General features: G+C 65.9%; 19 protein-coding genes and 1 pseudogene. 10 read left to right on the top strand and 10 right to left on the bottom strand.

Features of this window, described 5'->3' with window-relative positions; all coding sequences use genetic code 11:
* Positions 1-277 precede the first annotated feature (277 nt).
* Positions 278-769, top strand: coding sequence for a low molecular weight protein-tyrosine-phosphatase (locus ACLFRM_RS02300; RefSeq protein ID WP_410754067.1), 492 nt, complete (start codon positions 278-280; stop codon positions 767-769).
* Between the two features lie 104 nt (positions 770-873).
* Here the strand turns inward: ACLFRM_RS02300 and rne are convergent, their stop codons facing one another.
* Positions 874-3,762, bottom strand: a complete 2,889-nt coding sequence (gene rne / locus ACLFRM_RS02295) for a ribonuclease E (RefSeq protein WP_410754065.1) — start codon at positions 3,760-3,762, stop codon at positions 874-876.
* A gap of 544 nt (positions 3,763-4,306) precedes the next feature.
* Here rne and ACLFRM_RS02290 point away from each other — a divergent pair.
* The 5 genes from ACLFRM_RS02290 (at position 4,307) to clpA (ending at position 10,176) form a co-directional block, all read left to right on the top strand.
* Positions 4,307-5,398, top strand: coding sequence for an RluA family pseudouridine synthase (locus ACLFRM_RS02290; RefSeq protein WP_410754064.1), 1,092 nt, complete (start codon positions 4,307-4,309; stop codon positions 5,396-5,398).
* A 37-nt stretch (positions 5,399-5,435) separates the two neighbouring features.
* Positions 5,436-6,188, top strand: a complete 753-nt coding sequence (locus ACLFRM_RS02285; RefSeq protein WP_410754063.1) for an HAD-IA family hydrolase — start codon at positions 5,436-5,438, stop codon at positions 6,186-6,188.
* Positions 6,189-6,296: 108 nt separating this feature from the next.
* Entirely contained in the window at positions 6,297-7,364 is a 1,068-nt protein-coding gene (locus ACLFRM_RS02280) for a S49 family peptidase (RefSeq protein WP_410754062.1), read from the top strand.
* 21 nt (positions 7,365-7,385) lie between these two features.
* Positions 7,386-7,754 (top strand): ATP-dependent Clp protease adapter ClpS, encoded by a 369-nt coding sequence (gene clpS, locus ACLFRM_RS02275; protein ID WP_410754061.1) that lies wholly within the window; start codon positions 7,386-7,388, stop codon positions 7,752-7,754.
* Positions 7,755-7,887: 133 nt separating this feature from the next.
* On the top strand, positions 7,888-10,176 hold the full coding sequence (gene clpA / locus ACLFRM_RS02270; RefSeq protein WP_410754060.1) for an ATP-dependent Clp protease ATP-binding subunit ClpA: 2,289 nt from the start codon (positions 7,888-7,890) through the stop codon (positions 10,174-10,176).
* Between the two features lie 174 nt (positions 10,177-10,350).
* On the opposite strand, the gene infA is transcribed toward clpA, so the two are convergent.
* Positions 10,351-10,569 carry a translation initiation factor IF-1 gene (gene infA / locus ACLFRM_RS02265; protein WP_058574334.1) on the bottom strand — a complete coding sequence of 73 codons (219 nt, stop codon included), beginning with the start codon at positions 10,567-10,569 and terminating at the stop codon, positions 10,351-10,353.
* A gap of 186 nt (positions 10,570-10,755) precedes the next feature.
* Between infA and ACLFRM_RS02260 the strand changes: the two genes are divergently transcribed.
* Positions 10,756-11,337, top strand: a complete 582-nt coding sequence (locus ACLFRM_RS02260; protein WP_410754059.1) for a nitroreductase — start codon at positions 10,756-10,758, stop codon at positions 11,335-11,337.
* Between the two features lie 182 nt (positions 11,338-11,519).
* On the top strand, positions 11,520-13,235 hold the full coding sequence (locus ACLFRM_RS02255; RefSeq protein ID WP_410754058.1) for a glutamine--tRNA ligase/YqeY domain fusion protein: 1,716 nt from the start codon (positions 11,520-11,522) through the stop codon (positions 13,233-13,235).
* 129 nt (positions 13,236-13,364) lie between these two features.
* On the opposite strand, the gene ACLFRM_RS02250 is transcribed toward ACLFRM_RS02255, so the two are convergent.
* The gene (locus ACLFRM_RS02250) at positions 13,365-13,679 is read right to left on the bottom strand and encodes a high-potential iron-sulfur protein (protein ID WP_410754056.1); all 315 of its coding nucleotides are present in this window, start codon (positions 13,677-13,679) and stop codon (positions 13,365-13,367) included.
* Between the two features lie 162 nt (positions 13,680-13,841).
* Positions 13,842-14,186 carry a DUF2007 domain-containing protein gene (locus ACLFRM_RS02245; RefSeq protein WP_410754055.1) on the bottom strand — a complete coding sequence of 115 codons (345 nt, stop codon included), beginning with the start codon at positions 14,184-14,186 and terminating at the stop codon, positions 13,842-13,844.
* A 134-nt stretch (positions 14,187-14,320) separates the two neighbouring features.
* Between ACLFRM_RS02245 and purM the strand changes: the two genes are divergently transcribed.
* Complete coding sequence (purM, locus tag ACLFRM_RS02240; protein WP_410754054.1) at positions 14,321-15,358, top strand: phosphoribosylformylglycinamidine cyclo-ligase; 1,038 nt, start codon at positions 14,321-14,323, stop codon at positions 15,356-15,358.
* The gene (gene purN / locus ACLFRM_RS02235; protein WP_410754053.1) at positions 15,358-16,023 is read left to right on the top strand and encodes a phosphoribosylglycinamide formyltransferase; all 666 of its coding nucleotides are present in this window, start codon (positions 15,358-15,360) and stop codon (positions 16,021-16,023) included. The genes purM and purN overlap by 1 nt, the downstream gene beginning before the upstream one ends.
* A 160-nt stretch (positions 16,024-16,183) precedes the next feature.
* Here purN and ACLFRM_RS02230 read toward each other — a convergent pair whose 3' ends face one another.
* The 6 genes and pseudogenes from ACLFRM_RS02230 to ACLFRM_RS02205 all read right to left on the bottom strand — a co-directional run.
* A complete protein-coding gene (locus tag ACLFRM_RS02230) occupies positions 16,184-16,579 on the bottom strand; it encodes a hypothetical protein (protein ID WP_410754052.1) in 396 nt (131 codons plus the stop codon).
* An 80-nt stretch (positions 16,580-16,659) separates the two neighbouring features.
* Positions 16,660-16,896, bottom strand: coding sequence for a YdcH family protein (locus ACLFRM_RS02225; protein WP_410754050.1), 237 nt, complete (start codon positions 16,894-16,896; stop codon positions 16,660-16,662).
* A 430-nt stretch (positions 16,897-17,326) separates the two neighbouring features.
* Positions 17,327-20,053: an EAL domain-containing protein gene (locus tag ACLFRM_RS02220; protein WP_410754049.1), complete on the bottom strand. Its 2,727-nt coding sequence runs from the start codon at positions 20,051-20,053 to the stop codon at positions 17,327-17,329.
* On the bottom strand, positions 20,053-22,362 hold the full coding sequence (locus tag ACLFRM_RS02215) for a diguanylate cyclase (protein ID WP_410754047.1): 2,310 nt from the start codon (positions 22,360-22,362) through the stop codon (positions 20,053-20,055). Before ACLFRM_RS02215 ends, ACLFRM_RS02220 begins: the two co-directional genes overlap by 1 nt.
* A gap of 530 nt (positions 22,363-22,892) precedes the next feature.
* Positions 22,893-24,161, bottom strand: coding sequence for an OmpP1/FadL family transporter (locus ACLFRM_RS02210; RefSeq protein WP_410754046.1), 1,269 nt, complete (start codon positions 24,159-24,161; stop codon positions 22,893-22,895).
* A gap of 230 nt (positions 24,162-24,391) precedes the next feature.
* Positions 24,392-24,759: pseudogene (locus ACLFRM_RS02205) on the bottom strand (long-chain fatty acid--CoA ligase); the annotation flags it as partial.

Genomic DNA, 24,759 nt, shown 5'->3' with positions numbered 1-24,759 from the left:
AGCCCCTGATTCCCCGACATACCGGCGCCGCAGAGCCCCCGAATTGGACCGGTGCTCCGCATGCCGCCGGGATTTTGGTTACATTACCGCCACACGATCGGGCAGACACCACCTGCATCTGCCGTCTACCGCGACGTGCGCGGAGCGGAGTGGGTCCGAGTTCAGGCCTGATGCGGCCGGCAAGTGTTCAAAACTACCTGATAAGTGACTTATTTTATTAGGTCACAATGGTGCGTTTTGATGCCCAAACTCACACCCGAAAATCGCAGGTAACCACATGACTCCAAACGCAAACCCGTCAGTTTTATTCGTCTGCATGGGCAACATCTGCCGTTCGCCCACCGCCCACGCCGTTTTCGAGCGGCTGGTCGAGCAGGCTGAACTGGCCGACCGCATTCGCATCGATTCGGCCGGCACGCATGCCTATCACGTCGGCAACCCGCCCGACGAGCGCGCCATGCGCGCGGCCATGGCCCGCCAGTACCGCATGGACCACCTCACCGCACGCCAGGTACGCCCCGAGGACATCGTCGAGTACGACTACGTGCTCGCGATGGATCTCGCCAATCTCGAGATTTTGCAATCGCTGGCCGACGAGGCCCTGCGGGAGAAGCCGCACCTGTTCATGAGCTACGCACCGGACTACGGCCTCGAGGAGGTGCCGGATCCGTACTACGGTGGCACGAACGGCTTCGAGCAGGTGCTCGACATGGTCGAGGCGGCCGCGGACAATCTGCTCGAGGACATCCGCCGGCGCCACCTGGGATAGACCACGCCCAGACCGGCCGCACCGACCATTCATCCGGCTACATACACAGAAAAACGCCCCGCTCGATACGGGGCGTTCTGGTTTCCGGTCGACTCCAGACCAGATCAGCGCTCGCGCTTGTCTTCGTCGGCCGTTGGCTCAGCGGCGACCGACGCATCGCTGGTCGCCGCTTCCGGCGTCTCCGATGCTTTCACCTCGGCGTCCGGGACCGATGCCTCCTCTACTGCACCTGCCTCTTCCGGTGCCGTCTCTTTCGGCGTCGCCTCTTTCTGCGCCTCGGCCTCTTCGGTCAAGGTGTCGGCAGCGGATTCCGTGCCTTCCGGTCCGGTCGTCTTCGGCTTCTCGACTCTCGCCTCCGTTTCGGGCACGTCCGGCTGCTCGGCCTCGGCGGCCGGCATCGCCTCGGCGGCTACCGCTTCGTTGCTGGACGCGCCCGGCGCGGCCGTCTGCGGCTTTTCCGCGGTGTCTTCCCCGACGGACTCGCCTTGCGTCGACTCGGTTTCCGCCACCCTGGTCTCGACCTGGTCATCGGCCTGCCAGGATATACCGGAATCGTGCACCTCCGGGCCGGATGCCGCCAAGCTGGCCTCGGCCGACACCGCCTTGGGCGCGGCGGCCTTGCTGGCCTGGGCGTCACTCGCCTTGACAAGCCGGTCGCTGGTTTCCAGACGCACGGCAGCGTTCGGCGGCAATTCCTCGGCTACGCCCTTCTTCTTCGAAACGTCCAGCGGCAGGCTCTTGCCTTCGCTGATAGGCGCGGCCAGCTGCTGCTCGACCATCTGGCGCTCACGCTCACCCAGCGGCGGCGGGGTACGCGGCTCGCTCTTCGGCCCACGATCGCCGCGGCTCTTGCCGCCGCCATTCCGGCCGCCCGTCTCCCCGGAGAACTTGCCCCCGGAGGAGTCGGGCCGGCCCTTCGATTCGGGCTTGCCGGACTCGGTTGGCTGTTCCTGCTTCCGCTCGGGCTTCTGCTCGAGCTTCTGGCCAGCGGCTTGCTGGGCGGCGTTGCCACCGTTGCCGCGACGCCCGCGACTCCGACGGCGCCGACCACCCGACTTGCTCTTGCCCTGCCCCTTGTCCTGATCCTTGTCCTGGGACTCGTCACGGGCGGTCTTGGCCTTCTCGCCACTCTCCACGCCGGATTGACGACGACCGCTACCCTTGCGACCGCCGCGGTCGGCGGTCTTCTTGCCACCCTCCTGACGCTCGCGAGACTCGGCTTCCGTGTCCTCGTCCGCACGGGCGCCGAAGAGCTGACCCACCACGCGTCGCAGGAGCGACACGGCACCATTGGCCAGCGGGCGCACCGGCGCCTCGGCGGCGACGGGCTTGGGCGCGCGGGGCGACTCGGCAGCCGGCGCTGCCGGCTCGGGTGGCTTCTCCGGCGCGGGCTGCGCCTTGCGGGGAATGGTCTGCACAGCGGCCTTCTCGGCCTGGCGATGGCGCGGTTCGGGCGACGGGGTCTCGACGGTCAACGGCTCGATCAGCTGCTGCACGTCGCGGGCCCGCGCCTCGTTGTCGTCGGCACGCACGCGCTCGATCTCGTAGTGCGGCGTCTCGAGGTTGATGTTCGGGATCAGGAGCAGGTCGACGTTGTTCGCCTGCTCGATCTCGTTGATCTGGTCGCGCTTCTCGTTGAGCAGGTAGGTCGCCACGTCGATGGGCACCTGCGCAATCACGCGGCCGGTGTTGTCCTTCATCGCCTCGTCGACCAGCAGGCGCAGGATGGCCAGCGACAGCGACTCGACCGAGCGGATCACGCCCTGGCCGTTGCAGCGCGGGCACATGTGCTGGCTGGATTCCTCCAGCGATGCGCGCAGGCGCTGGCGCGACATCTCCAGCAGGCCGAAGCGCGAGATGCGGCTGGTCTGCACCCGGGCGCGGTCGTACTTCAAGGAGTCGCGCAAGCGGTTTTCCACCTCGCGCTGGTGCTTGGAGGAATTCATGTCGATGAAATCGATCACGATCAGCCCGCCCAGGTCCCGCAGGCGCAGCTGGCGCGCGATCTCCTCGGCCGCCTCCAGGTTGGTGTTGAAGGCGGTGTCCTCGATGTCCTGGCCCTTGGTGTTGCGCCCGGAGTTGATGTCCACCGCGGTCATCGCCTCGGCGACGTCGAACACCAGCTCGCCGCCCGAGGGCAGCGTCACGTTGCGCTGGTAGGCCGACTCGATCTGCGACTCGATCTGGTAGCGGGAGAACAGCGGGGTCGGGTCGTCGTAGAGCTTGATCTTCTCGGCGACCTTGGGCGTGACCATCTGCACGAAGTCCATCGCCTGCTGATAGATGGTCGGCTCGTCGATCAGGATCTCGCCGATGTCGTTACGCATGTAGTCGCGCAGCGCCCGGATGATGAGGTTGCTTTCCTGATAGATCAGGAACGGCGCCGGGCGACTCTCGGCCGCCTCGCGGATCGCGGTCCAGACCTGGACGAGGTAGTCGAGGTCCCACTGGAGTTCCTCGACGTCGCGCCCCACCCCGGCGGTACGCACGATGAGGCCCATGCCAGCGGGCACATTCAGCTGCGCCAGGGCGCTCTTGATCTCGGCGCGATCGTCGCCCTCGATGCGGCGCGAGACGCCACCGGCCTTGGGGTTGTTGGGCATGACCACCAGGTAGCGCCCGGCGAGGCTGACCAGCGTGGTCAGGGCCGCGCCCTTGTTGCCACGCTCTTCCTTCTCGACCTGGACGATCAGTTCCTGGCCTTCCTTGAGCGCATCCTTGATGACCGGACGGCCCTTGTCGTCGACCGCCTTTGGATCGAAATACTCGGGCGAGATCTCCTTGAAGGGCAGGAAACCGTGGCGGTTGGCGCCGTAGTTGACGAACACGGCCTCGAGGCTGGGCTCGATGCGCGTGATGGTGGCCTTGTAGATGTTGGCCTTCTTCTGCTCCCGGGACGGGGTCTCTATGTCGATGTCATAGAGGCGTTGCCCGTCTACGAGCGCAACGCGGATCTCCTCGGAGTGCGTTGCGTTGATCAGCATTCGTTTCATGAAAAAAATCTCGACGTTTCTGCACGAGTCGCGGCTGGCAACGGGCCGCTCGCGACAGGTGACTTGACTTCAGAGGAACGTCCCGGCGCGCCATTACCACCGACCACCCCGCCAGCCGACGGGCCGCATGCGGCCACGACGCCTGCCGTCCGACCGCAACGAGGCGGCACAGGACGGAGAGCGGCAGAGAAAGGAGACGGTAAAGGCGCATTGGGTTCAGGACGTAACAACCATTGATCGTTCTTGGCAACTGTGGGCGGGCGGCAGCCCGAGGCTTGTCGTGCCCGTCGGGACCCGGCCGGGGTTGTTGGCAAGGCCGCGTCAAAGGCAAGCGGGATGGTCTGGCGCATGGCACCGGCTGGGTAAAGCCCGAGCGCTCGCTGGCTGCCGCGGGTGGCCGGCACCGGCCGCACCACCTGACTTTCGCCACAGTGCACTGATACTATCACAACCCCGCCGGGCCACCGCCGTGAATTGCCCGTGCCCCGCCAGCGACTGCCGCGCCCCGTCGGCGCCCGGTCACCGCCGTAGCCAAGCCCGCAAAATGACAGCCGAAAAACGCCTCGACATCACCGAGCAGACCGCCGCCCTACCCCGGGATCGTCACGGGGGCGGCGCCGATGACCGGGGAGAGGATCGTCCCCGGGTCCGCCACGAAACGGTGGACGCACGTAGCGACGGCCAGCGCCTGGACAATTTCCTGTTGCGCGAACTGGGCGCCCAGCACGACAAGCAGCCGCGGGCGCTGGTCTACCGCCTGATCCGCAAGGGCCAGGTTCGCGTCAACAAGAAACGCGCCAAGCCGATGCAGCGGCTGAAAGCGGGCGACGTCGTCCGTATCCCGCCGGTGCGCGACCTGCGCGGCGATCCGGACGCCGCCCGCCCGACGGCGACCATCCCGGCCGGCTGGCTCGAACGCGTCGACACTCTGATACGCCACGAGGACGAGGTCCTGCTGGTGGTGGACAAGCCCGCCGGCCTGGCCGCCCACGCCGGCAGCGGCTACGACTTCGGGCTGATCGAGCTGCTGCGCGCCGCGCGACCGAAGGAGGCGATGCTGGAGCTGGCGCACCGCATCGACCGGGAAACCAGCGGCCTGATCGTGGTGGCCAAGTCGCGCGATGCCCTGCTCGCCCTGCAGGCACAGTTCCGCCCCGAGGGAGCGGCAAAGAAACGCTACCTCGCCCTGTGCCACGGCCATTGGCGCGAGGCGCGCCAGACCATCAGCGCCCCGCTGCGCAAGGAACAGGGCGAGGGCCGGGCCCACCGCGTGGTCGTCGACGAACAGCGCGGCAAGCCCGCCCGCACCGACTTCGAGCGACTGGCGACCAGCCATCGCGGCCCGGCTGTCAGCCTGATGGCCGCCACCCTGCACACGGGTCGTACCCACCAGATACGGGTGCACTGCCGGCATGCCGGGCATCCCATCGTCGGTGACAGCAAGTACGGCGACCGTGGCCTCGATCGCCCGCTATCTCACGGTGTGGCGCGCAACCGCCCCAACCTGATGCTGCACGCCTACCGCCTGACACTGGCCCACCCGGTTCACGATGGCCGCCTGACCATCACCAGCCACCCGCCGGACGCCTGGCAGGCGGTGCTGGAAGATGCCGGCCTGACCCTGAAACCGATCTGACCTTGAAAACCACCCGTCCAACCCGATAACCGTCTCCATGACCGACATGCATCCACTCCTCAATCGCCCGACACACCTGACCGCCCCGCCCCGCCTGGTCGTCTTCGACTGGGACGGCACGCTGGCCGACTCCACCGGCCGGATCGTCACCGCCTTCCAGGAGGCCCTGGCGGAGGTGAGTCACCCGCCGCTGCCGAACGACTCGATCCGCGGCATCATCGGGCTGTCACTCGCCAATGCCATCCTCGAGCTGTTCCCCGAGGCCGAGGATCGTTTTCGCGAGGCGCTCGCGCAGGCCTATCATCGTTGCTACTTCGCCAACGAGGAGCCGGTCGCGCTCTACCCGGAGGCCCAGGCGTTGCTCAAGGGGCTGGCGGAAAGCGGCTGCCTCCTGGCCGTGGCCACCGGCAAGTCCCGCCGCGGGCTCGATCGCGCCCTTGCGCAGACCGGCACGGCCGACTACTTTCACCACACACTCACCGCCGAGGAAACGCGATCGAAGCCGCACCCGGAAATGCTCGAGGGCATCCTCGACTACACCGGCAGCCACCCGACCGAGACCTGGATGGTGGGCGACACCGACTTCGATCTGCTGATGGCCCGCAATGCGGGCACGCACGCGATCGGCATCACCCACGGTGCGCACCCGCTCGAACGGCTCGCCGCCGCCGGCCCGGACTGGCTGATCGAGCGACTGGCCCAGTTGCACGGCGACCAGCGGCACGAAGCCCTCGCGGACACGCCCGGCCGGCACGACCGGGTGGAACCCGACAGCCGCCCCGCCGTCTGAACCGGAGCCGCGCCGTCGCCGGCGGCGACCAATCGGACGCCAGGACCACCACCCGGGGAGGACTCCCGCCCCGAACTCACCTTTGACGACTACCCAGGCAAGACCGCCATGAGCCAGAACATCCCGCCAGACGACGTGCGCATCGAACCACCCGGTGGCCCGGACTATCACCCCGGCGAGCCGACCGACACCGGCAAGCGCACGCGGCGTGACCGGGGCGAGGGTTCGCCCGACTGGGCCCGCGACGCCCTGCTCGACATGGCGCGTCACGGGCTGGTCGAACAGCGCCGCGCCCGTCGCTGGAAGGTATTTTTCCGCTTCGTCTCCGTCGCGCTGGTGATCTGGTCGCTGACCCTGATCACCCTGCTGTTCACCGCCGGCGATCGCAAGGCGCCCGGCGTGGGCAAGCCGGCGGCGGCCGTCATCGACATCAACGGCCTGATCGCCGCGGGCGAGACCACCGAGGCCCGCCGCGTGATTCCGCAGCTGGAAAAGGCCTTCGAGGAAGAGAACGTCAAGGGCATCGTGCTGCGCCTGAACACCCCAGGCGGCAGCCCGGTCCAGTCGAGCGCGATCTTCAACGCCATCCGCGAACTCAAGGACGAGTACCCGGACAAGCCGGTCTACGCGGTGGCCGAGGACATGGCCGCATCCGGTGGCTACTTCATCGCCGCCGCGGCCGACGAGATCTACGCCAATCCCTCGTCGATCGTCGGCTCGATCGGCGTGCGCATGGACAGCTTCGGCTTCGTCGACGCCATGGAGAAACTCGGGGTCGAGCGTCGGCTGTTGACGGCCGGGGAAAACAAGGCCCTGGGCGACCCGTTCAGCCCGGCAGATCCGGCGGAAACGGAGTATCTCGAGGGCGTGCTCGACGAGATCCACGCCCAGTTCATCGAGGCGGTCAAGGCCGGCCGGGGCGACCGCCTCGATGATGACGAGGCGATCTTCTCCGGGCTTTTCTACACCGGCGAGACGGCGGTGGAGAAGGGACTGATCGACGGGTTCGACAGCGTGCGCGGCGTGATCCGCGAGCGCATCGGTGTCGAGCACCAGATCGACCTCACCCCGCGCAGCAACCGTCTGGAAAAGCTGCTGGGCGCGACCGCCGAGGAATTCGGCTCGGCCCTGACGGGTATCAGGAGCGAGCCGGCACGACCGATGATGCTGCCCTGACGCTCGGGTTAGACTGTGGGCATGACTGACAGCCGCCATTTCCATCGCCCCGTCATTGCCGACATTGTCGCCGGTCCACAGACCACCCATCGCCCGCTGGAGACCGAGGAGGTCTCCGAGCAGGCGATCAGCGACGAGCCGCCCATGTACCGGGTGCTGTTGTTGAACGACGACTTCACCCCGATGGACTTCGTGGTTCAGATCCTCATGCAGCTCTTCGGCATGACCTTCGACCAGGCCAATGTCGTCATGCTGGAGGTGCATCACAACGGGCGCGGCGTCTGCGGCGAGTACACCCGCGAGATCGCCGAGACGCGCGTCAGCCAGGTAAATCAGATCGCGCGGGAACACGAGTACCCGCTGATGTGCGTGATGGAACGCGCCGAGTAACAGCCGTCGAGACGGCGCAAATGTCCTCGCCCCGTTGGCAACGCCGGAATCCGGCGTATCATCGGGAGACAGGCCCGCGGTTCGACACCGAGCCGAGGCCGGGCCATCGCAGATACCCCGGAGGAGAGGATCGGTGCTGAGCAAATCCCTCGAAACCACACTGAGCCGCGTGTTCGATCGCGCCCGGCGTCAGAACTACGAATTCGTCACCCTCGAGAGCCTGCTGCACACGCTGCTCGAGGACCCCGACGCGCGCATGGTGCTGGAGGGCTGCAACGCCAACATCTCGCAGCTCGCCATGGACCTCGAGGCGCACATCCGCCGCACCACGCCGCGCATCCCGGAGAACGACCCGCGCGAGACCCAGCCGACACTGGGTTTCCAGCGCGTGCTGCAACGTGCCGTGATGCAGGTGCAGGCCGCCCAGCGCAGCGAGGTCTCCGGTGCGCACGTGCTCGCCGCGATCTTCGGCGAGCAGGACGCCCACGCCGTGCACCTGCTGCACAAGGCCGGCGTGACCAGGCTGGACGTGATCAACTTCATCTCGCACGGCCCCGAGGCCGACGACGAGGGTGTCGATGAAGACGAGCCCGAGATCAACCAGGCGGACGTCGAGGCCGCCGAGGAGCAGCCGGCCGACGAGAACGCCTTCGAGAACTTCGCGATCAACCTCAACAAGCAGGCCGCCGAGGGCAAGATCGATCCGCTGATCGGGCGGACCGCCGAGCTCGAGCGCGTCCAACAGGTGCTCTCGCGACGCCGCAAGAACAACCCGCTGCTGGTCGGCGAGGCCGGCGTCGGCAAGACCGCGATCGCCGAGGGCCTGGCGCGCAAGATCGTCGACGGCGAGGTGCCCGAGGCACTTTCCGAGGCGACCATCTACGCCCTCGACCTCGGCGCTCTGGTCGCGGGCACCAAGTACCGCGGCGACTTCGAGAAGCGCCTCAAGATCGTGCTGAAGAAGGTCCGCTCGGTGCCCGACGCAATCCTGTTCATCGACGAGATCCACACCCTGATCGGTGCGGGCTCGGCCTCGGGCGGATCGATGGACGCCTCCAACCTGATCAAGCCGGCACTGGCCTCTGGCGAGCTGCGCTGCATCGGCTCGACCACGCACCAGGAGTACCGCAGCATCTTCGAGAAGGATGCCGCCCTGACCCGCCGCTTCCAGAAGATCGACGTCCCCGAGCCTACCGAGGACGAAACCGTCGACATCATCCGCGGCCTGCGCGAGGGTTACGAGAAGCATCACCACGTGGTCTACACCGACGAGGCGATCGAGGCGGCGGTGAAACTCTCCACCCGCCACATCAACGACCGCCACCTGCCCGACAAGGCGATCGACGTGATCGACGAGGTGGGCGCGCAGTACCGCCTGCTCCACCCGCGCCCCGAGGACAACCGCATCACCGCCAGCGACATCGAGCGCGTGGTCGCCCGCATGGCGCGCATCCCCGAACGCAGCGTCTCCACCTCGGACCGCGAGGTCCTGAGAAACCTCGACCGCAACCTCAAGATGGTGGTCTTCGGTCAGGACGAGGCGATCGCGCAGATCACCACCGCGATCCGGCTGGCGCGTTCGGGCCTGCGCCCGGACAACAAGCCGATCGGCTCGTACCTGTTCGCCGGACCGACCGGCGTGGGCAAGACCGAGGTCTCCAAGCAGCTCGCGCGTCTGCTCGGCATCGAGCTGGTGCGCTTCGACATGTCCGAGTACATGGAGCGCCACAGCGTCTCGCGGCTGATCGGCGCCCCGCCGGGCTACGTCGGCTTCGACGAGGGCGGTCTGCTCACCGAGAAGGTGCACAAGAACCCGCACTGCGTGCTGCTGCTCGACGAGATCGAGAAGGCCCACCCGGACGTGTTCAACGTGCTGCTGCAGGTGATGGACAACGGCTCGCTGACCGACACCAACGGCCGCAGCATCGACTTCCGTCACGTCATCCTGATCATGACCTCGAACATGGGCGCCGAGGAGATGGCGAAGAACAGCATGGGCTTCGTCGCCCAGGACATCGGCTCGTCGGGGATGGAGGCGATCAAGCGCGGCTTCACGCCGGAGTTCCGCAACCGGCTCGACGCGATCATCCAGTTCCGTTCACTGGGCACGCGCCAGATCGCCAACGTGGTCGACAAGCTGCTGCTGGAGCTCGAGCAGCAGCTCGAGGCGAACCACGTCACCCTGCAGGTCGACGACGAGGTGCGTCACTGGCTGGGCGAACACGGCTACGACGTGGTGCTGGGTGCCCGGCCGATGGCCCGCCTGATCCAGGACAAGCTCAAGCGGCCGCTGGCCGAGCAGATGCTGTTCGGCGATCTCGCCGATGGCGGGACGGCACGGTTCACCATGGACGAGGACGAGCCGGCCCTGATCGCCACGCCGGCCGCCGAGTCGGTCGCCGAGGAATCCTCCACGGCCTGACCAGCCCGGCAAATGAACGGCATGCAAAACGGCGCCCTCGCAGGGGTGCCGTTTTTCTTGGCGAGATGCTTTCGGCGGGCGCAGAAACGCGCTCGCCCGGCTCACGCCAGGCGTGGTCGGGTGGGGCCATCCATGGAGTCGGCGGCAACCTGCCAGCGGCTGCCCGGGCCGGGATCAGCGGGAGCGGAAGGAGATGCGACCCTTGGTCAGGTCGTAGGGAGTCAGCTGCACCGTGACCTTGTCGCCGGTCAGGATGCGGATGTAGTTCTTGCGCATGCGCCCGGAAATGTGGGCGGTCACCACGTGGCCGTTTTCCAGCTCGACCCGGAACATGGTGTTCGGCAGGGTGTCGATCACCACGCCCTGCATCTCGATGTAATCTTCTTTTGCCATAAATCCTCTAGCGGGTTGAAATGGGGCGTGATTATCGACGAAAACCGGGCTCGCGCCAAGAATCCGCCCCGATGGGCCCGCGAGACGTTACAAACCGGAACCCGTTTTCGATGGCCAACCGGCGCTGGCCGCAAGCGCGCCATTATGAACGAAAACGCTCCCAGCCGATATCGAGATTCCGAGAACATGAACGAACACCGTGACCTGGTCGATACCCTGATCAACCGCCACTCCACGCCGGCGACCTGCCTGACCGAACCGGCACCGGACGACGACACCCTCCGGCGCATCCTGCAGGCGGCCGAAAGCGCCCCGGATCACGGCGGCCTGCACCCGTGGCGCTTCCTGGTGATCGACGGCCCGGCCCTCGATCGACTCGGCGAGGTGTTCGTCGAGGCAATGCGCAAGAAGGAGCCGGAAGCGAGCGACGAGGTGCTTGATCGCGAACGACTCCGGGCCCAGCGTGCGCCGATGATCATCGCCGCGATCGCGCGGGAAGAGGCGGGACACGCCAAGATCCCCGAGATCGAGCAACTGCTTTCCGCCGGCATCGCCGCCCACCACGTGCTGCTGGCCGCGCAGGCGTCCGGGTTCGGCGCGATCTGGCTGACCGGCCTGCGGGTCTACGACGAGACCGTCATGGCCTCCCTCGGGCTGGCCGAGAACGAGCGCCTGATCGGCCTGATCAACATCGGCACCGCCAAGGAAGGCGCACCGACCAAGGGCAAGCGCCGTCGCAAGGCCCCGATCGACCGCTGGTCGGGCTGAGACCCCGTGGCGCCGCTCATCTGGGCCGGTATCGCGCCGTGGTCCGGGCGGGACCACGGCGAGCGGGCCGATTTTTCGTACAATGCCCGCTTCACACGCGATCGCTGCCCTCGCTCTCACGCGGCGGGCCCGATCCACTCAGCGCCCATCCACCCGAGCCAGCCGAGGCACATCGAGCAAGCATGTCCGAATCCAACGAGCCGATCAGCCACTTCATCCGCAACCGCATCGACGCCGATCAGGACAAGGGCACCTACGGCGGCAAGGTGACCACGCGCTTTCCGCCGGAGCCCAATGGCTACCTGCACTTCGGACATGCCAAGAGCATCTTCCTCAACTTCGGCCTGGCGCGCGACTACGACGGCATCTGCCACCTGCGCTTCGACGACACCAACCCGGTCAAGGAAGAGCAGGCGTACGTCGATGCCATCCGCGAGGACATCGAGTGGCTGGGCTTTCGCGACCCGGCCCACGAGCACTTCGCCTCGGACTACTTCGAGACGCTCTACCAGGGCGCGGTCGCGCTGGTGAAGGCGGGGCTGGCCTACGTCGATTCGCAGTCGGCCGAGCAAATGCGCGCCAATCGCGGCACGCTCACCGAGCCGGGCACGAACAGCCCCTTCCGCGAACGCTCGATCGAGGAGAACCTCGATCTGTTCACCCGCATGCGCGCGGGCGAGTTCGAAAACGGCGCACACATCCTGCGGGCGAAGATCGACATGGCCTCGCCGAATCTGAACATGCGCGACCCGGCGATCTACCGCATTCGCCACGCGCATCACCACCGCACCGGCGACGACTGGCCGATCTACCCGATGTACGACTACGCGCACTGCGTGTCGGATGCCATCGAGGGGGTCACCCATTCGCTGTGCACGCTGGAGTTCGAGGATCACCGCCCGCTGTACGACTGGTTCATCGACAAGCTCGCGGATCTCGGCTTCTTCGAGCGCCCGCTGCCGCAGCAGATCGAGTTCTCGCGCCTGAATCTCACCTACATGCCGCTGTCCAAGCGCAAACTGATCCAGCTGGTCGAGGGCGGCCATGTCGACGGCTGGGACGACCCGCGCATGCCGACGCTCAAGGGCGCGCGGCGCCGCGGCTTCACACCGGCGGGCTTCAAGCTGTTCACCGACCGCATCGGCGTGTCCAAGTCCGACAGCCTGATCGACTACGGCGTGCTCGAGGACTGCATGCGCGAGACGTTGAACGAGTCGGCCGAGCGCCGCATCGGCGTGCTCGAGCCGTTGAAGCTCGTCCTGGTGAACTTCCCCGAGGACCACGAAGAGACCTGCTACGCCCCCAACCACCCGCAGAAGCCGGACTGGGGCAAGCGCGAGGTCACCCTCACCCGCGAACTGTGGATCGAGCGCGGCGACTTCGCCCTCGACCCGCCGAAGAAGTACTTCCGCCTGAAACCCGACGGCGAGGTGCGCCTGCGCTACGGTTTCATCATCAAGCACGTCGGCCACGACGTGGACGAGGCCGGCAATGTCACCTGCGTCTACGCCGAGTACGACCCGGACACCAAGTCCGGCACGCCGGGCGCCGATGCCCGCAAGGTCAAGGGCAACATCCACTGGCTTTCGGCGCGCGAGGCGATCGAGACGGAGATCCGCCAGTACGACCGGCTGTTCAACGTGCCCGCACCGGGCGCGCGCCGCGAGGGCGACGACCCGGAAGTCGAGCGCGACTTCCTCGACGACCTCAACCCCGACTCGATCCACACCCTGACCGCCTTTATCGAGGCCGGGGCGGCGAACGCCGAGCCGGAGTCGATCTACCAGTTCGAGCGCCACGGCTACTTCGTCGCCGACCAGAAGGAACACGCGCCCGGCCAACGCCCGGTGTTCAACCGGGCCGTGACGCTGCGCGATTCCTGGGGACAAAAGAAGTAAGGCGCGGCGCTGGCTCCACACGGCCAATACGGCCTTCACCGATCCATTCGGTGCCTGCAATGAATCGGCCCGGGACACCCGGGCCGTTTTTCGTTGTGCGACCGGATCAGACGATCCGGGGCACGCGACTCATCCTTTCACGTAGGAACTGCACCAGCCGCTGCCCTTGACCGCCTTGCCGCGGAAGATGGAGCACCCGCCCCAGCCCTCGCCCGCCGCATCGGCCCGATAGAGCGCACAGTTCTCGCAGGTCTGACCACTCTTGTACGAGCCATGCTCGACGTCGCCGGCCTCGTGCTTGTAGTCCAGCGACTTGGCCATCGCGTTGTCCTCGGACAGTCTCTCGAGTTCCTGGGCCCCTGCCGGGGTGATCGCCATCAGCGGGATCACCGCCGAGGCCAGCGCCCCACCCACGAAGCGCCGGCGCGCCCGGTCCACTGGCATATCAAATTCCGTTGATTGCTTATCCGTCATGTTTCCTCTCCCTTGGGTGGATTGAAAGCACGTCGACCTTAACCCGCTTTAAACCCGCAGGGAAACCATTTAAATAACGCTAACTTGTTAATATACAAACGGTTCTCATTATCCCGTCCATTCGCGTTCGTCTCACGAGATGGCCAAGCTGAACACCAGCATCAGCAGCGCGGCGACCACCAGCCACCAGGCCAGCCGCGAGGATTCCCGGGCCCGCTCCTCCTCGTCCGGCTCGCGGCCTTCGCGTTCGGCCGGCGATAACGGCTCGCGCTGCTCGTACTCGGCGATCACCCGCTCGGCCCGGTCGGCGTCGCGCTCGTCGATCAGCATCACCCGGGCGAAGTCCTGCGGGGCCAGCTGGCCCACGGCGCCCTGCTGATAGAAGCCGGCGACCTCGGCCTCGATGCCCTCGGCATTCAGCATGCCGGCGACGATGTGCGCCTCGAGGATGTCCGTCGCCCGGTAGATGGTTTTCATGTCGACTCCAGTCGTTCCGATACTCGTTTCCCCGCCACCCCCGCAGGGGCGAGAGGCCGAGATTGATGTAGACTACGCGCCATTCCAATCCAAGCGCTCAGCCTACCGCCATGTCCCAGGAAAAGTCGCCGGAAATGTCTCCGGAAAACACCCCCCTCACCTACCGCGACGCGGGCGTCGACATCGATGCCGGCAACAGCCTGGTCGACCGCATCAAGCCCGCGGTCAAGCGCACCCAGCGCCCCGAGGTGATGGGCGGCCTGGGTGGCTTCGGCGGCCTGTTCGCGCTGGACACCAGCAAGTTCAGGCAGCCGGTGCTTGTCTCGGGCACCGACGGCGTGGGCACCAAGCTGCGCCTGGCGATTGACCTCGACCGGCACGACCGGATCGGCATCGATCTGGTCGCCATGTGCGTCAACGACATCCTGGTCACCGGCGCCGAGCCGCTGTTCTTCCTCGACTACTACGCCACCGGCAAGCTCGACGTCGACGTGGCCACCCAGGTGGTCGAGGGCATCGCCGAGGGCTGCTCGCAGGCCGGCTGCGCGCTGATCGGCGGCGAGACCGCCGAGATGCCGTCGATGTACGAGCAGGGCGACTACGACCTGGCCGGCTTCGCCGTCGGCGCGGTGGAGAAGGACCAGCTCATCGACGGCAGCAAGGTGGCCGCCGGCGACCAGCTGATCGCCCTGCCCGCCTCCGGCCCGCACGCCAACGGCTACTCGCTGATCCGCAAGATCATCGAGCGCGCCCAGCCCGACTGGACCACCGCCGAGGGCAAGGCCCTGCTCGACCAGTTGCTCGCCCCGACGCGCATCTACGCGCGTGCCGTCAAGGCGCTCGCCGAGACCGTCGAGATCCACGCCATGAGTCACATCACCGGCGGCGGGCTGACCGAGAACCTGCCGCGCGTCTACCCGGACAGCCTTGCCGCGGTCATCGACTGGTCGAGCTGGGAGCGCCCGGCGGTATTCGACTGGCTGGCCGATCAGGGCAACGTCGAGATCGGCGAGATGCGCCGCACCTTCAACAACGGCGTCGGCATGGTGATCATCGTCGCCGCCGACCAGGCCGAGGCCGCGGTCGCTGCCATGCAGGCGGCCGGGGAGAATGCCTGGGTGATCGGCGAGATCGTCGAGCGGGGTAACGGCGAGCCCGTCGTCTACCGTTGATGGCGGGGCACGAGAAAGCGCGGCTGGTCGTACTGGCCTCCGGCAACGGCTCGAATTTCCAGGCGATCATCGATGCCTGCGAGTCCGGCCGGCTGGATGCCGAGGTCGTGCTGCTGGTGGTCAACCGGCCCGACGCCTACGCGCTCGAGCGGGCACGGACGCACGGCATCCCGTCCCGGCTGATCGATCACACGACCTACCCCGACCGCGAGGCCTTCGACGCCGCCCTGGCCGAGGCCATCGACGAGGCGCGCCCGGACTGGATCATCATGGCCGGCTTCATGCGCATCCTCACCGACGGCTTCGTCGACCGGTTCCAGGGGCGCCTGATCAACATCCATCCCTCGCTGTTGCCGAAGTACCCGGGCATGAACACCCACGCCCGGGCGCTCGAGGCCGGTGACCTCAAGCACGGCGCGACCGTGCATTTCGTCACCCCGACCGTCGATGCCGGCCCGCCGATCGTGCAGGGCCGCCTCGAGATCCTTGGCGACGACGACGTCGACTCGCTCAAGCAGCGCATCCACGCCGTCGAGCACAGCATCTACCCGCTGGCGATCGACTGGCTGGTCAAGGGCAAGATCGACTTCGATCGCGCCGAGAAGCAGACCCGCCCGGCCGTGGTGGATGCCTCCGGCGCGCTGATCGTCCCTCCCAGCCCCTGAGCCGCCTGCCCCTCTGTGGGCGCTTGCCTCGCAAGCGAATCGCGCCGGTGACGCGAGTCCAGCAGGCGGTCACCGCTACGATCCCGGGAAGGAAGATTTGGACGCGACGGCCGCCACGGCGGCCTTCGCCTGCAAGGCAAGCTCCCACAATGAGATTCCTTCAGCGCCCGGCCCGGCTCCACAACCACGGCATCGCCACCATCAAGAGCAGGCTGAGCGTGTACGCCGTGCCCGCGACCGGGTCACGGCCGCCCAGGTATTCCGCCAGCGTCAGGCCGCGCAGGCCGAGGACCAGCGCAACCTCCGCCAGCAGCAACCAGCCCACCGCCAACATGCCCGTCGCCAATCGTGTCGGCACCGACGCGGACAATGTGAAGCGGCGCACCGTCCAGCGAGCGGCCAGCACGATCACCAGCCACATCACCGGCATCTCTGCCAGCTCGGCGGCCCGGGCACCCAGCCACGGCGCCAGCCACAGTTCGCGGACCACGCCCAGCACGAACCCGGCGGCGAACACCCACAGGAAATAGACCGATCCGGCCCTGATTGCCCTCACGACCTCTCCTCACGATCCTCAAAAGAAAAGGGCCCACCTGAATCAGGCGGGCCCTTGACGCAAGCCATCGGCAGGACCGATCAGCCCTTGAGCATGCCGTAGAGCTCGTCTTTCACCGCCAGGCGCTGCTTCTTCAGGTCTTCCATGTGCTCGTCGGTGACCGGCTCGTCCTGCTTTTCCAGCCGCTCGATTTCCTTGGTCAGCTCGTCGTAACGCTCGAACTGCTTGTGGAAATGGTTGTCGCTGGTCTTGAGCTCGTGAATGCGCTGCTTGAACTCCGGGAATTCGTGCGCCAGATCGTGATGTTCAACCTGCATCGGTCACCTCTGTCTTGGGATGAAAAACCTGCCGGAAGGTCCGGCTGTCGTCAGGATAGATGATAGCGTCGAACCCGACTTGCGTCTTCCCAGTCAATCGCCCGGGATTCGGTCGCAACGTTACCTCCATCCCGGACACACAAGGACATGGAGATCGGCGCCGTAGGCCATGGCGGGATCCCAGTGCGGCCCTTGAGGCCAGACGACACAGGGCGACACGCGACCCCCGATTGCCCAAGAGTGGGTGGATCGACTGATCGGCCAGTACGGTATCCATTAGCGGACAGGTGCGCACCTGAAACATGACTCCCGGCCCAGCACACGCCAGCTGGGCCAGCGAGGCTGCGTCGATGCGCGGAGATCCTGGCATGCGTTCCCGCTGTCCGACCGGAGCGACCGAAAACCTGACCGGTCACACTCCGCGCAATGGTCAATCCGGCGACACCGGTCTGCCATGGAGGAATCCCTGTTGCACGATGGACGGATCCAGCGACCAGAGATATTCGGCTTGAGCCTGTGTCTCGACTCCTTCCGCGACCACCAGCAGTCCCATGCGAGCCGCGACCATGATCATCGCCTCTACCAGAGCAGCCGTCTGGGGGTTCTCAAGCGCACCTTGCACGAACTCACGGTCGATCTTGATCTCGTGGATGGGCAGCCGACGCAGATAGCCCATCGAGGAATAACCCGTCCCGAAATCGTCGATGGAAAAACGCAGACCAAGCTGTGTGAGTTCCTGCATCCGGTCTCGCACCATGTCGGGGTTGTCGATGAACACCCCTTCGGTGACTTCGAGCACCAGCCGCTCTGGCCGCGCACCACTTTGAGCGAGCATGTCCCTCAGATCCCGAACGAATCCCGGCTGGCGGAATTGTCGCGGACTGACATTCACGGACAACGTCCATTCCGCCTCCGCATTTCCAGAACCGGCCAGCAGCGCCAACGATTGCTCGAGCACCGAGCGGCCAAGCGAGAGGATAAGGTCGGATTGCTCGGCCACGGGGATGAAGTGGGCAGGCGAGATCATCCCTCGCTCGGGATGCTGCCAGCGCACCAGCGCCTCTCGACCGACCACCCGGCCATCGCGCGCCACCTGCGGCTGCAGATGCAACAGAATCTGACCGCCATCCAACCCGAGACGCAAGTCCCGCTCGATCCGGAACTGCTCTCTGGCCGGCTCGTCCATGCCGGCCTCGAAAAACACCACCTGGTGCCCACCTCGTTCCTTGGCCCGGTGCAGTGCCGTGTCGGCCCGCTGGATCACCTGGACGGGGCTCTCGTCCGAGCACTCCGGGAACAGGGTCAGACCGATGCTGGCTCGCAACGAGAAGGTCTCTCCGTCAAGCGTCACCCTCTCGGCCACCAGCGTCCCGATGCGCTCCGCCACGGCGAGTGCAGACACACCGGCGTGATCGTCGATCCCGTGGCTCGGTTGCAGGATGGCGAACTCGTCTGCCCCCATACGGGCGACGGTCGAGGTGGAGGGCAGAGACTCGACCAGCAACTGCCCGACAGCGTGCAACAGCCGATCCCCAATATCATTGCCCCGCACATCGTTGATCAACTTGAATCGATCAAGATTGATCAGCATGAGGGCGTGCCGGGCGTTCGCTCCCGGCTCGCTCACGAGGCTCTGACCCAGGCGCTCCATCAGCAGGCTGCGATTGGGCAGTTCGGTCAGCGGATCGAAGTAGGCGAGCCGACGGATATGCTCCTGGTGCGCGTCCTGCTCCGTGACGTCCTCGGTGATCGACAGGTAGTGTGTAACCGCACCGTCCGATTCTCGAACGGGCACCAGCGTGGACGAGGCAATGTAATGCTCTCCGTCGCGGCGGCGGTTGACGAACTTGCCACTCCATGTCTCGCCGGCATTCAGCGTCTCCCACAACTCTTCATAAACCTCGGGGTCCGTCTGGCCGGACTGGAGCAAGGCCGGCGTGCGACCGATGACCTCGTCCCCGGCATAGCCTGTCTGCTGGGTGAAGGCGGCATTGACGTACTCGACCGTGCCCACCGGATCGGTAATCATGATCGCGTGAGGACTTTGGGCCACGGCCAGCCCCAGCTTGCGAACCTCGGCAGCCGAGGACTGGAGGGCATCCTGGGCCCGCTGCAATACGCGATTTCGACGCCGCATCGTGACGAGCATCACTGCCAACAGCAGCCCCAACAAGCCGAACGTACCAAGCAACGGCAACTGCCATTGCTGCCAAACGTCATTGAAAGTCAATTCGGGGGACTGATCGAAAGGCGGCAGACGAAGCTCGCGCAGCAGGGTGTCAATGCTCCGATAGTCACCGGGAAACGTGAACCCCTCGATCTCGAGGCGACGCGCCACCTCGGCGTCGTGTGGCAGGCTGAGCAAAGCCGCGGCCACATGGCGGTTGAGCTCCGCCGGCGTGTGGGGCATGGCCACGAACGGCCACTCGGGATAAAGACGGGTCGATGTCAGGAATGGGAAATCCGGACGGCGTTCCGCTCCTACCAGACGCAGTTGTCGCGGCTCCAGTCGGCCCGATTGGGCCAACCCCTCGAGGACACCGGTACGAACGAAACCGGCGTCGACCTCACCACCAAGCACCGCGTCAACCGCATTGATCTGCGGCTGACCGGTCACCACGAAGTCCACGTCCGCACGCGTCACGCCGTGCTGCAACAATTCGAAGGCCTGCATCTGGAACGCGCCCAACGAGTTGAGACCGGCGATGGCGACTCGTCTGCCGGCCAGATCCTCGATCGTGTTGAGGTCGTCACGGTCGGCCCGCACGAAAATCACACCACCGAAGCGATCGCTGCGCTCACCGAGCTCCCGGTTCACCACCGTCGCCAGCGGCGAGGAAAACCCGGCCTCGTAGGTCATGGCGACGTAGTGCGAGGGCTGGGTGAACACGAAGTCCACTTCGCGACGCTGCACGGCTTCGCCCATCTCGTCCAGATGAAGGATCTTCAGCGCGAACCCGCGCCCGGGAATCCGCTCGGAAAGGTAATCGACGAGCGGTAGCCATCGTTCACGGGTCGAGTCAATGCTCCTGTAGGCCAGCACGGCCACCTTCCAGGGCTCGCCAGCCACTTTTTCAGACGTCGAGGCCGAAGCCGGCGCAAACCCGGCCAGCAACAGAACCGAGGCGATCGCGGACAGGAAGGCGAATCTCGACATCACTCGACCACGACTCGATTTCGACCACCGTGCTTGGCGCGATAAAGTGCTCGATCGGCCCGCAACAGCACGTCGTCGACGTCACGATCCTCGGGACGGATCGCGGTGCAACCGATACTCACCGTGAAGTCGATCGGGACACCTGCGTCACTCTCGACCGAGGATTGCATCACCTCGGTTCGCAACTCGTTGGCCAGTTTATAGGCAAGCTCCACGGGTGTGTCGGGCAGGAGCAGAACGAACTCCTCGCCACCAATACGGGCCGCGACATCGGTACGCCGACGGTTCGAGCCGATCAGTTCGGCGAACTGGAGCAGCACGCGGTCTCCGACAGCATGGCCGAAATCGTCGTTGATCCGCTTGAAGTGATCGAGATCGAACATCAGGAGGCTGGACTCCAGCCCGCTGCGATTGACCCGCAGGCATTCCTCCTCCAAACGCTCCATCAGCACCCGCCGGTTGACCAGGCCCGTCAAGGCATCAGTGGTGGCCATTTCCCGCAGGCGTGCCTCGAGCATGCGTCGCTCGGTCACATCCTGGAACACCACCACGGCGCCTACCGTGCGACCAGCCGCCTGAAGAGGCGCCACCCGCAGGTGGATCGGGAACACGCTGCCATCCTTGCGGATAAAGGCATCCTCGCCCTCACGGGCGCGCTGATCCCCAAGCGTCTTGTATACGGGGCAATCCTCGTGCGAATAGGCCGCACCGTCTTCACGCCGGTAATGGAACAGCGCATGCTGGTCATGCCCAATCACTTCCTCTTGGCTGAAGCCGAGCATCTCCAGTGCGGCCGGATTGACGAAGGTGCAACGCCCGGCGAGGTCGACCCCGTAGATCCCATCCCCGGCCGACTCGAGCAGCAATCGATTGCGCTCGGCCAGCTGATCACGCTCGTCCTCGGCCGCCTTGCGTGCAGTCAGGTCACTGAAGGCCGCCACGGCGCCGACCAGTTTGTCCTGCTCGTACAGCGGGCTTACCACCAGATCGACGGGGAAACGCTTACCGTCGGCCCGGAAAAACCACTCATCGACGTGGCGAACCTGGTGGTCCGCCAGCGTCCGGGAAATCGGACATTCGGATTCCGGATAGGCCCGACCGTCCGGATAATGATGGTGAAACAACCGGTGCTGGTTCTCCCCGATGACGTCTCGCTTTTCGGCACCCAGCATCCGCCGCGCGGTTCGATTGATGAACGTGCAGCGCCCTTCCAGATCCACCCCGTAGACGCCCTGGCCCATCGCGCCGAGCAGGCGCTCGAAGCGCAATCTCGCCAGGCTGACACGGCGCAACAGCGCCGCGAGGAGCACGAGCAGCAGGAGAATGAGAGCCATGGCGACACCCAGCAGAACCAACATCAGCCCCCAGCGCTCCCAAGCGTCGGCCAGCGTGAAGTCAGGTGCGCGCTCGAAAGGCGGCAGTCGTAGCTCGCGGGCCAGATCCTCGACGGGGAGATAGTCGTCGGGGATGGTGAACCCGTGAATCCCCGCTGCCATGGCAGCCGGATGGTCCGGCTCGATGGCGAACAGCGCCGCGGCGAGGTGACGTGTCACATCCTCCGGCACGTGCGCGAGCGCAAAGATCGGCCATTCCGGGTATAGCCGGGTGGACACCTGATGCGGGAAACGGGGGAAATACTGGGCATTGATGAACGTGACCGCCCCCGCGGACAGCGTGCCCTCGGCGATCATGCGCTCGACGGTTCCGTCGCGCGCAAACGCCACGTCGGCCCGGCCGGCCACTACGGCCCGGACGGCCGCATCGTTAGTGCCGGTCTCCACCAGGCGCTCGATATCCTCGGGCACCTGAATGCCGGCTCTCGCCAGTTCCAGAGCCTGAGAGCGGTAGCCACCGAGGTGCATTGTGCTCGGCGCGGCGATCACCTTGCCCACCAGATCACCGAGCTCGTGCAGATCCTCCCGGTCCGATCGCGTCACGATCGCGCCGCCAAGTTGATGCATGGGCTCGCCGTTGGGTCCGGACTCGACCAGGGTGGCGACCACCCCGGTCAGCGGCTGGCGCTTGCGCATTACCAGGAAGTGGGTGGGATTGGTGGTGACGAAATCGACTTCACGCCGGTTGACGGCCTCGTAAAGTGCATCCTGCGACAATACGCGCAGTTCGATGCGCTCCTCGGAAAGCACCGAGTTGAGGTGATCGACGATAGGCTGGTACTTGGCCTGGGTGCGCTCCTCGCCGAGATAGGCGAACACGCCGAATACCAGCACGTCGCGTTCCGAGGCAAGCACAGTCCCTGGCTGGGAGAAGCCAAGCACCAGCAACGTGGCGAGGGCTACACGCGTGCACATGGTCAAGAGTGTTGCGCCGGGCGACGTCTTGGGACAGAGGCTCTCAGGGGGCAATATTCATTCCTCGGGTCTCACGTTTTAAGTCGGCAACGCCCACTCAAAACATCTCTTTGCACCACACGCGCTCCATCAAATCTGCCGAGCCTGCAAACAGGCCACGTGCCAGTCCCGCGATGCTAGCGGTCACCGGCGTGGCAGCGGATCAGCGGCAGACCGGGTGGCACTTGCGGAATTTGCCGCACTGAAAGCTGCGGCCTCTCCACGGACCCGAGAGATAGAACGGGACGGTTTCCAGATCGCGACTCGATTGCGAGCGACCCCGCGCACGAGAACCCTCTCGACCGGAGATTCCCGAACCATCCTCATTCGCCAACTCGACGCTCCTCCTTGACTTGCCCATGTTGCCAGAAAACGACGACACGGGCGGACAGGGTTTATAAACAAACCATCATTGCCGATCAACTTTATTGATCACAAGGCTCGGGATAGCAGGAAACCGCGGAGCGATATCGGTCTGATTCAGCGCCACCCTAGAATCTGGCGTTGACCTGCAGGCCGAGGATGTCGACCTCGGCTTCGTACTCACCCTGCAGCCGATCGGATAGCGGGGCGGAGGTCACGTTGTCGATGGTGCTGTCATTGAGCCAGATGTGGGTATAACCCAGATCCACCGACCAGTGCTTGTTGAGTTCGTAACCCAGGCCAATGGACCCCCAGATGCGATCCGCGTCCGGCAAGCGGGCTGTCCGGAATTCCGCGCTAGGCACCGGCGTCGGGTCATAGGCGCCACCGGCGCGCACGGTCCAGCGCGGGGCGAATTCCCATTCGCCGCCCATCGAGACGCGCAACGTGTCATCCCAGTTCTCGCGAGTCACGATATCGTCCAGCCCCGTCTCGGTCTGTCGCACCCGCAGTTCGTCGAAGCTCGACCAACCGGTCCACAGCAAACCGAGCGAACCACGCACCGAATCCGTGAACTCGTGCGTGACGGTCGCGGCGACCGACGACGGCAGGTCAAGCCCGGCCCGCACGTCGCCATCGATCATCGGCGTGGCCGAGTACTCGATATCCCCGTCTAGCCCGTGATCGACGCCGGAACGGTAGCTGACCCCCACTCGGGTCTGGTCGGTGGCTTGCCACAACAGACCGAGATTGAAACCGAGGGCCCAGTCATCACCCTCGATCTCCGCCGTGCCCTCCGGGGTGCCCTGAGCGAGGTCGGGCGGCGTGGCCGACGTGAGTTTGGCCTCCGAGTACTGGGCAACCAGCCCGGCGGCGATCGACAGCTCGGGCGTGACATCAAGGCTGAACGCGGGATTGAACTCGATGACTTCCACTCGACTTTCGATGCCGTGATACCGGCCAAGCCACTCCTCGTCGTACTCCGTGGCCAGACCAAACGGCACGGTCAGCGCCACGCCCACGCGGGTACGCTCGTTGATCTGATGCACGATCGAGGCGTTCGGGATCACCGCGGACTCGCCCGCATCGCCCCCCAGTCCACCGGCGGTCGGTCCAAACGCGCTCTGCGAGGTCGCCCCGGCCTGCAGTTCGAACGACGGGCGGACATGAGCGAGGCCACCGGAAACGCCCGTGCCATCGATCTGCGTCATGGCCGCCGGGTTGCCGACCATGCCGCTGGCCTGGCCGTTGCCCGTGGCGAGGTTGGCGTACGCCTGGCCCAGGTCGGTGGCGTTCTTTTCCATCAGGGCAAAGCCGGCGGCCTGGGCCTGACCGCCAAGCGAGGCCATCGACAGCGACACGGCGGTCGCCAAGGTGGTCTTGTGGATGCGGCTCACGGTGGGCTTCTCCTCGGTTCCTTGTTTTTTCTCTTTGTTTTCTCTGACGACGGGCGGTAGCAACGCCCGCTATCGTCTGCTGCTCTGCCTGAGGGAGCTTGCATCGCAAGCGAATCGCGCCGGGGGCGCGATCACCGTCCTTGGTTGCATTCCTCTCTTGCCGGGCTGGTGTTTAGCCGGGACGGCCGCTCACGCGGCCTTCGCCGGCCAAGCCCGCTCCCACAATGACGCTAGCGCCCGGCGAACAGCTCGGCGATGTCCTCGGCGTGTTCCTTCTCGATCAGCGGGCGCTTCAATTTCTGTGTGGGCGTCATCAGGCCGTCTTCGATGGTCCACGGCTCGGTGAGTATCTTCACGCGGCGGATCTGCGCGTAGCCGGGGAAATCGTCCAGGCGGGCATTGATGCGCTTGAGGACCAGCCGCTCGACGAAGCGGTCCTCGAGCGTCTCCGGGTCTTCGGGGTCGAAGTCGAACTCGTGCATCAGCCCGGCGAAGGTCTCCGGCTCGACCACCACCAGCGCGGCGAGCTGATGCTCTCCCTCGCCGAGCACCAGCACCTGGTCGACCAGCGGGTCGAGGCCGATGGCCGTCTCCATCG

This window comes from Guyparkeria sp. (genome assembly GCF_046540515.1).
GTDB lineage: Bacteria > Pseudomonadota > Gammaproteobacteria > Halothiobacillales > Halothiobacillaceae > Guyparkeria.
The sequence above is the reverse complement of the archived record's forward strand: the minus strand, read 5'-3'. Positions and strand labels throughout refer to the sequence as shown.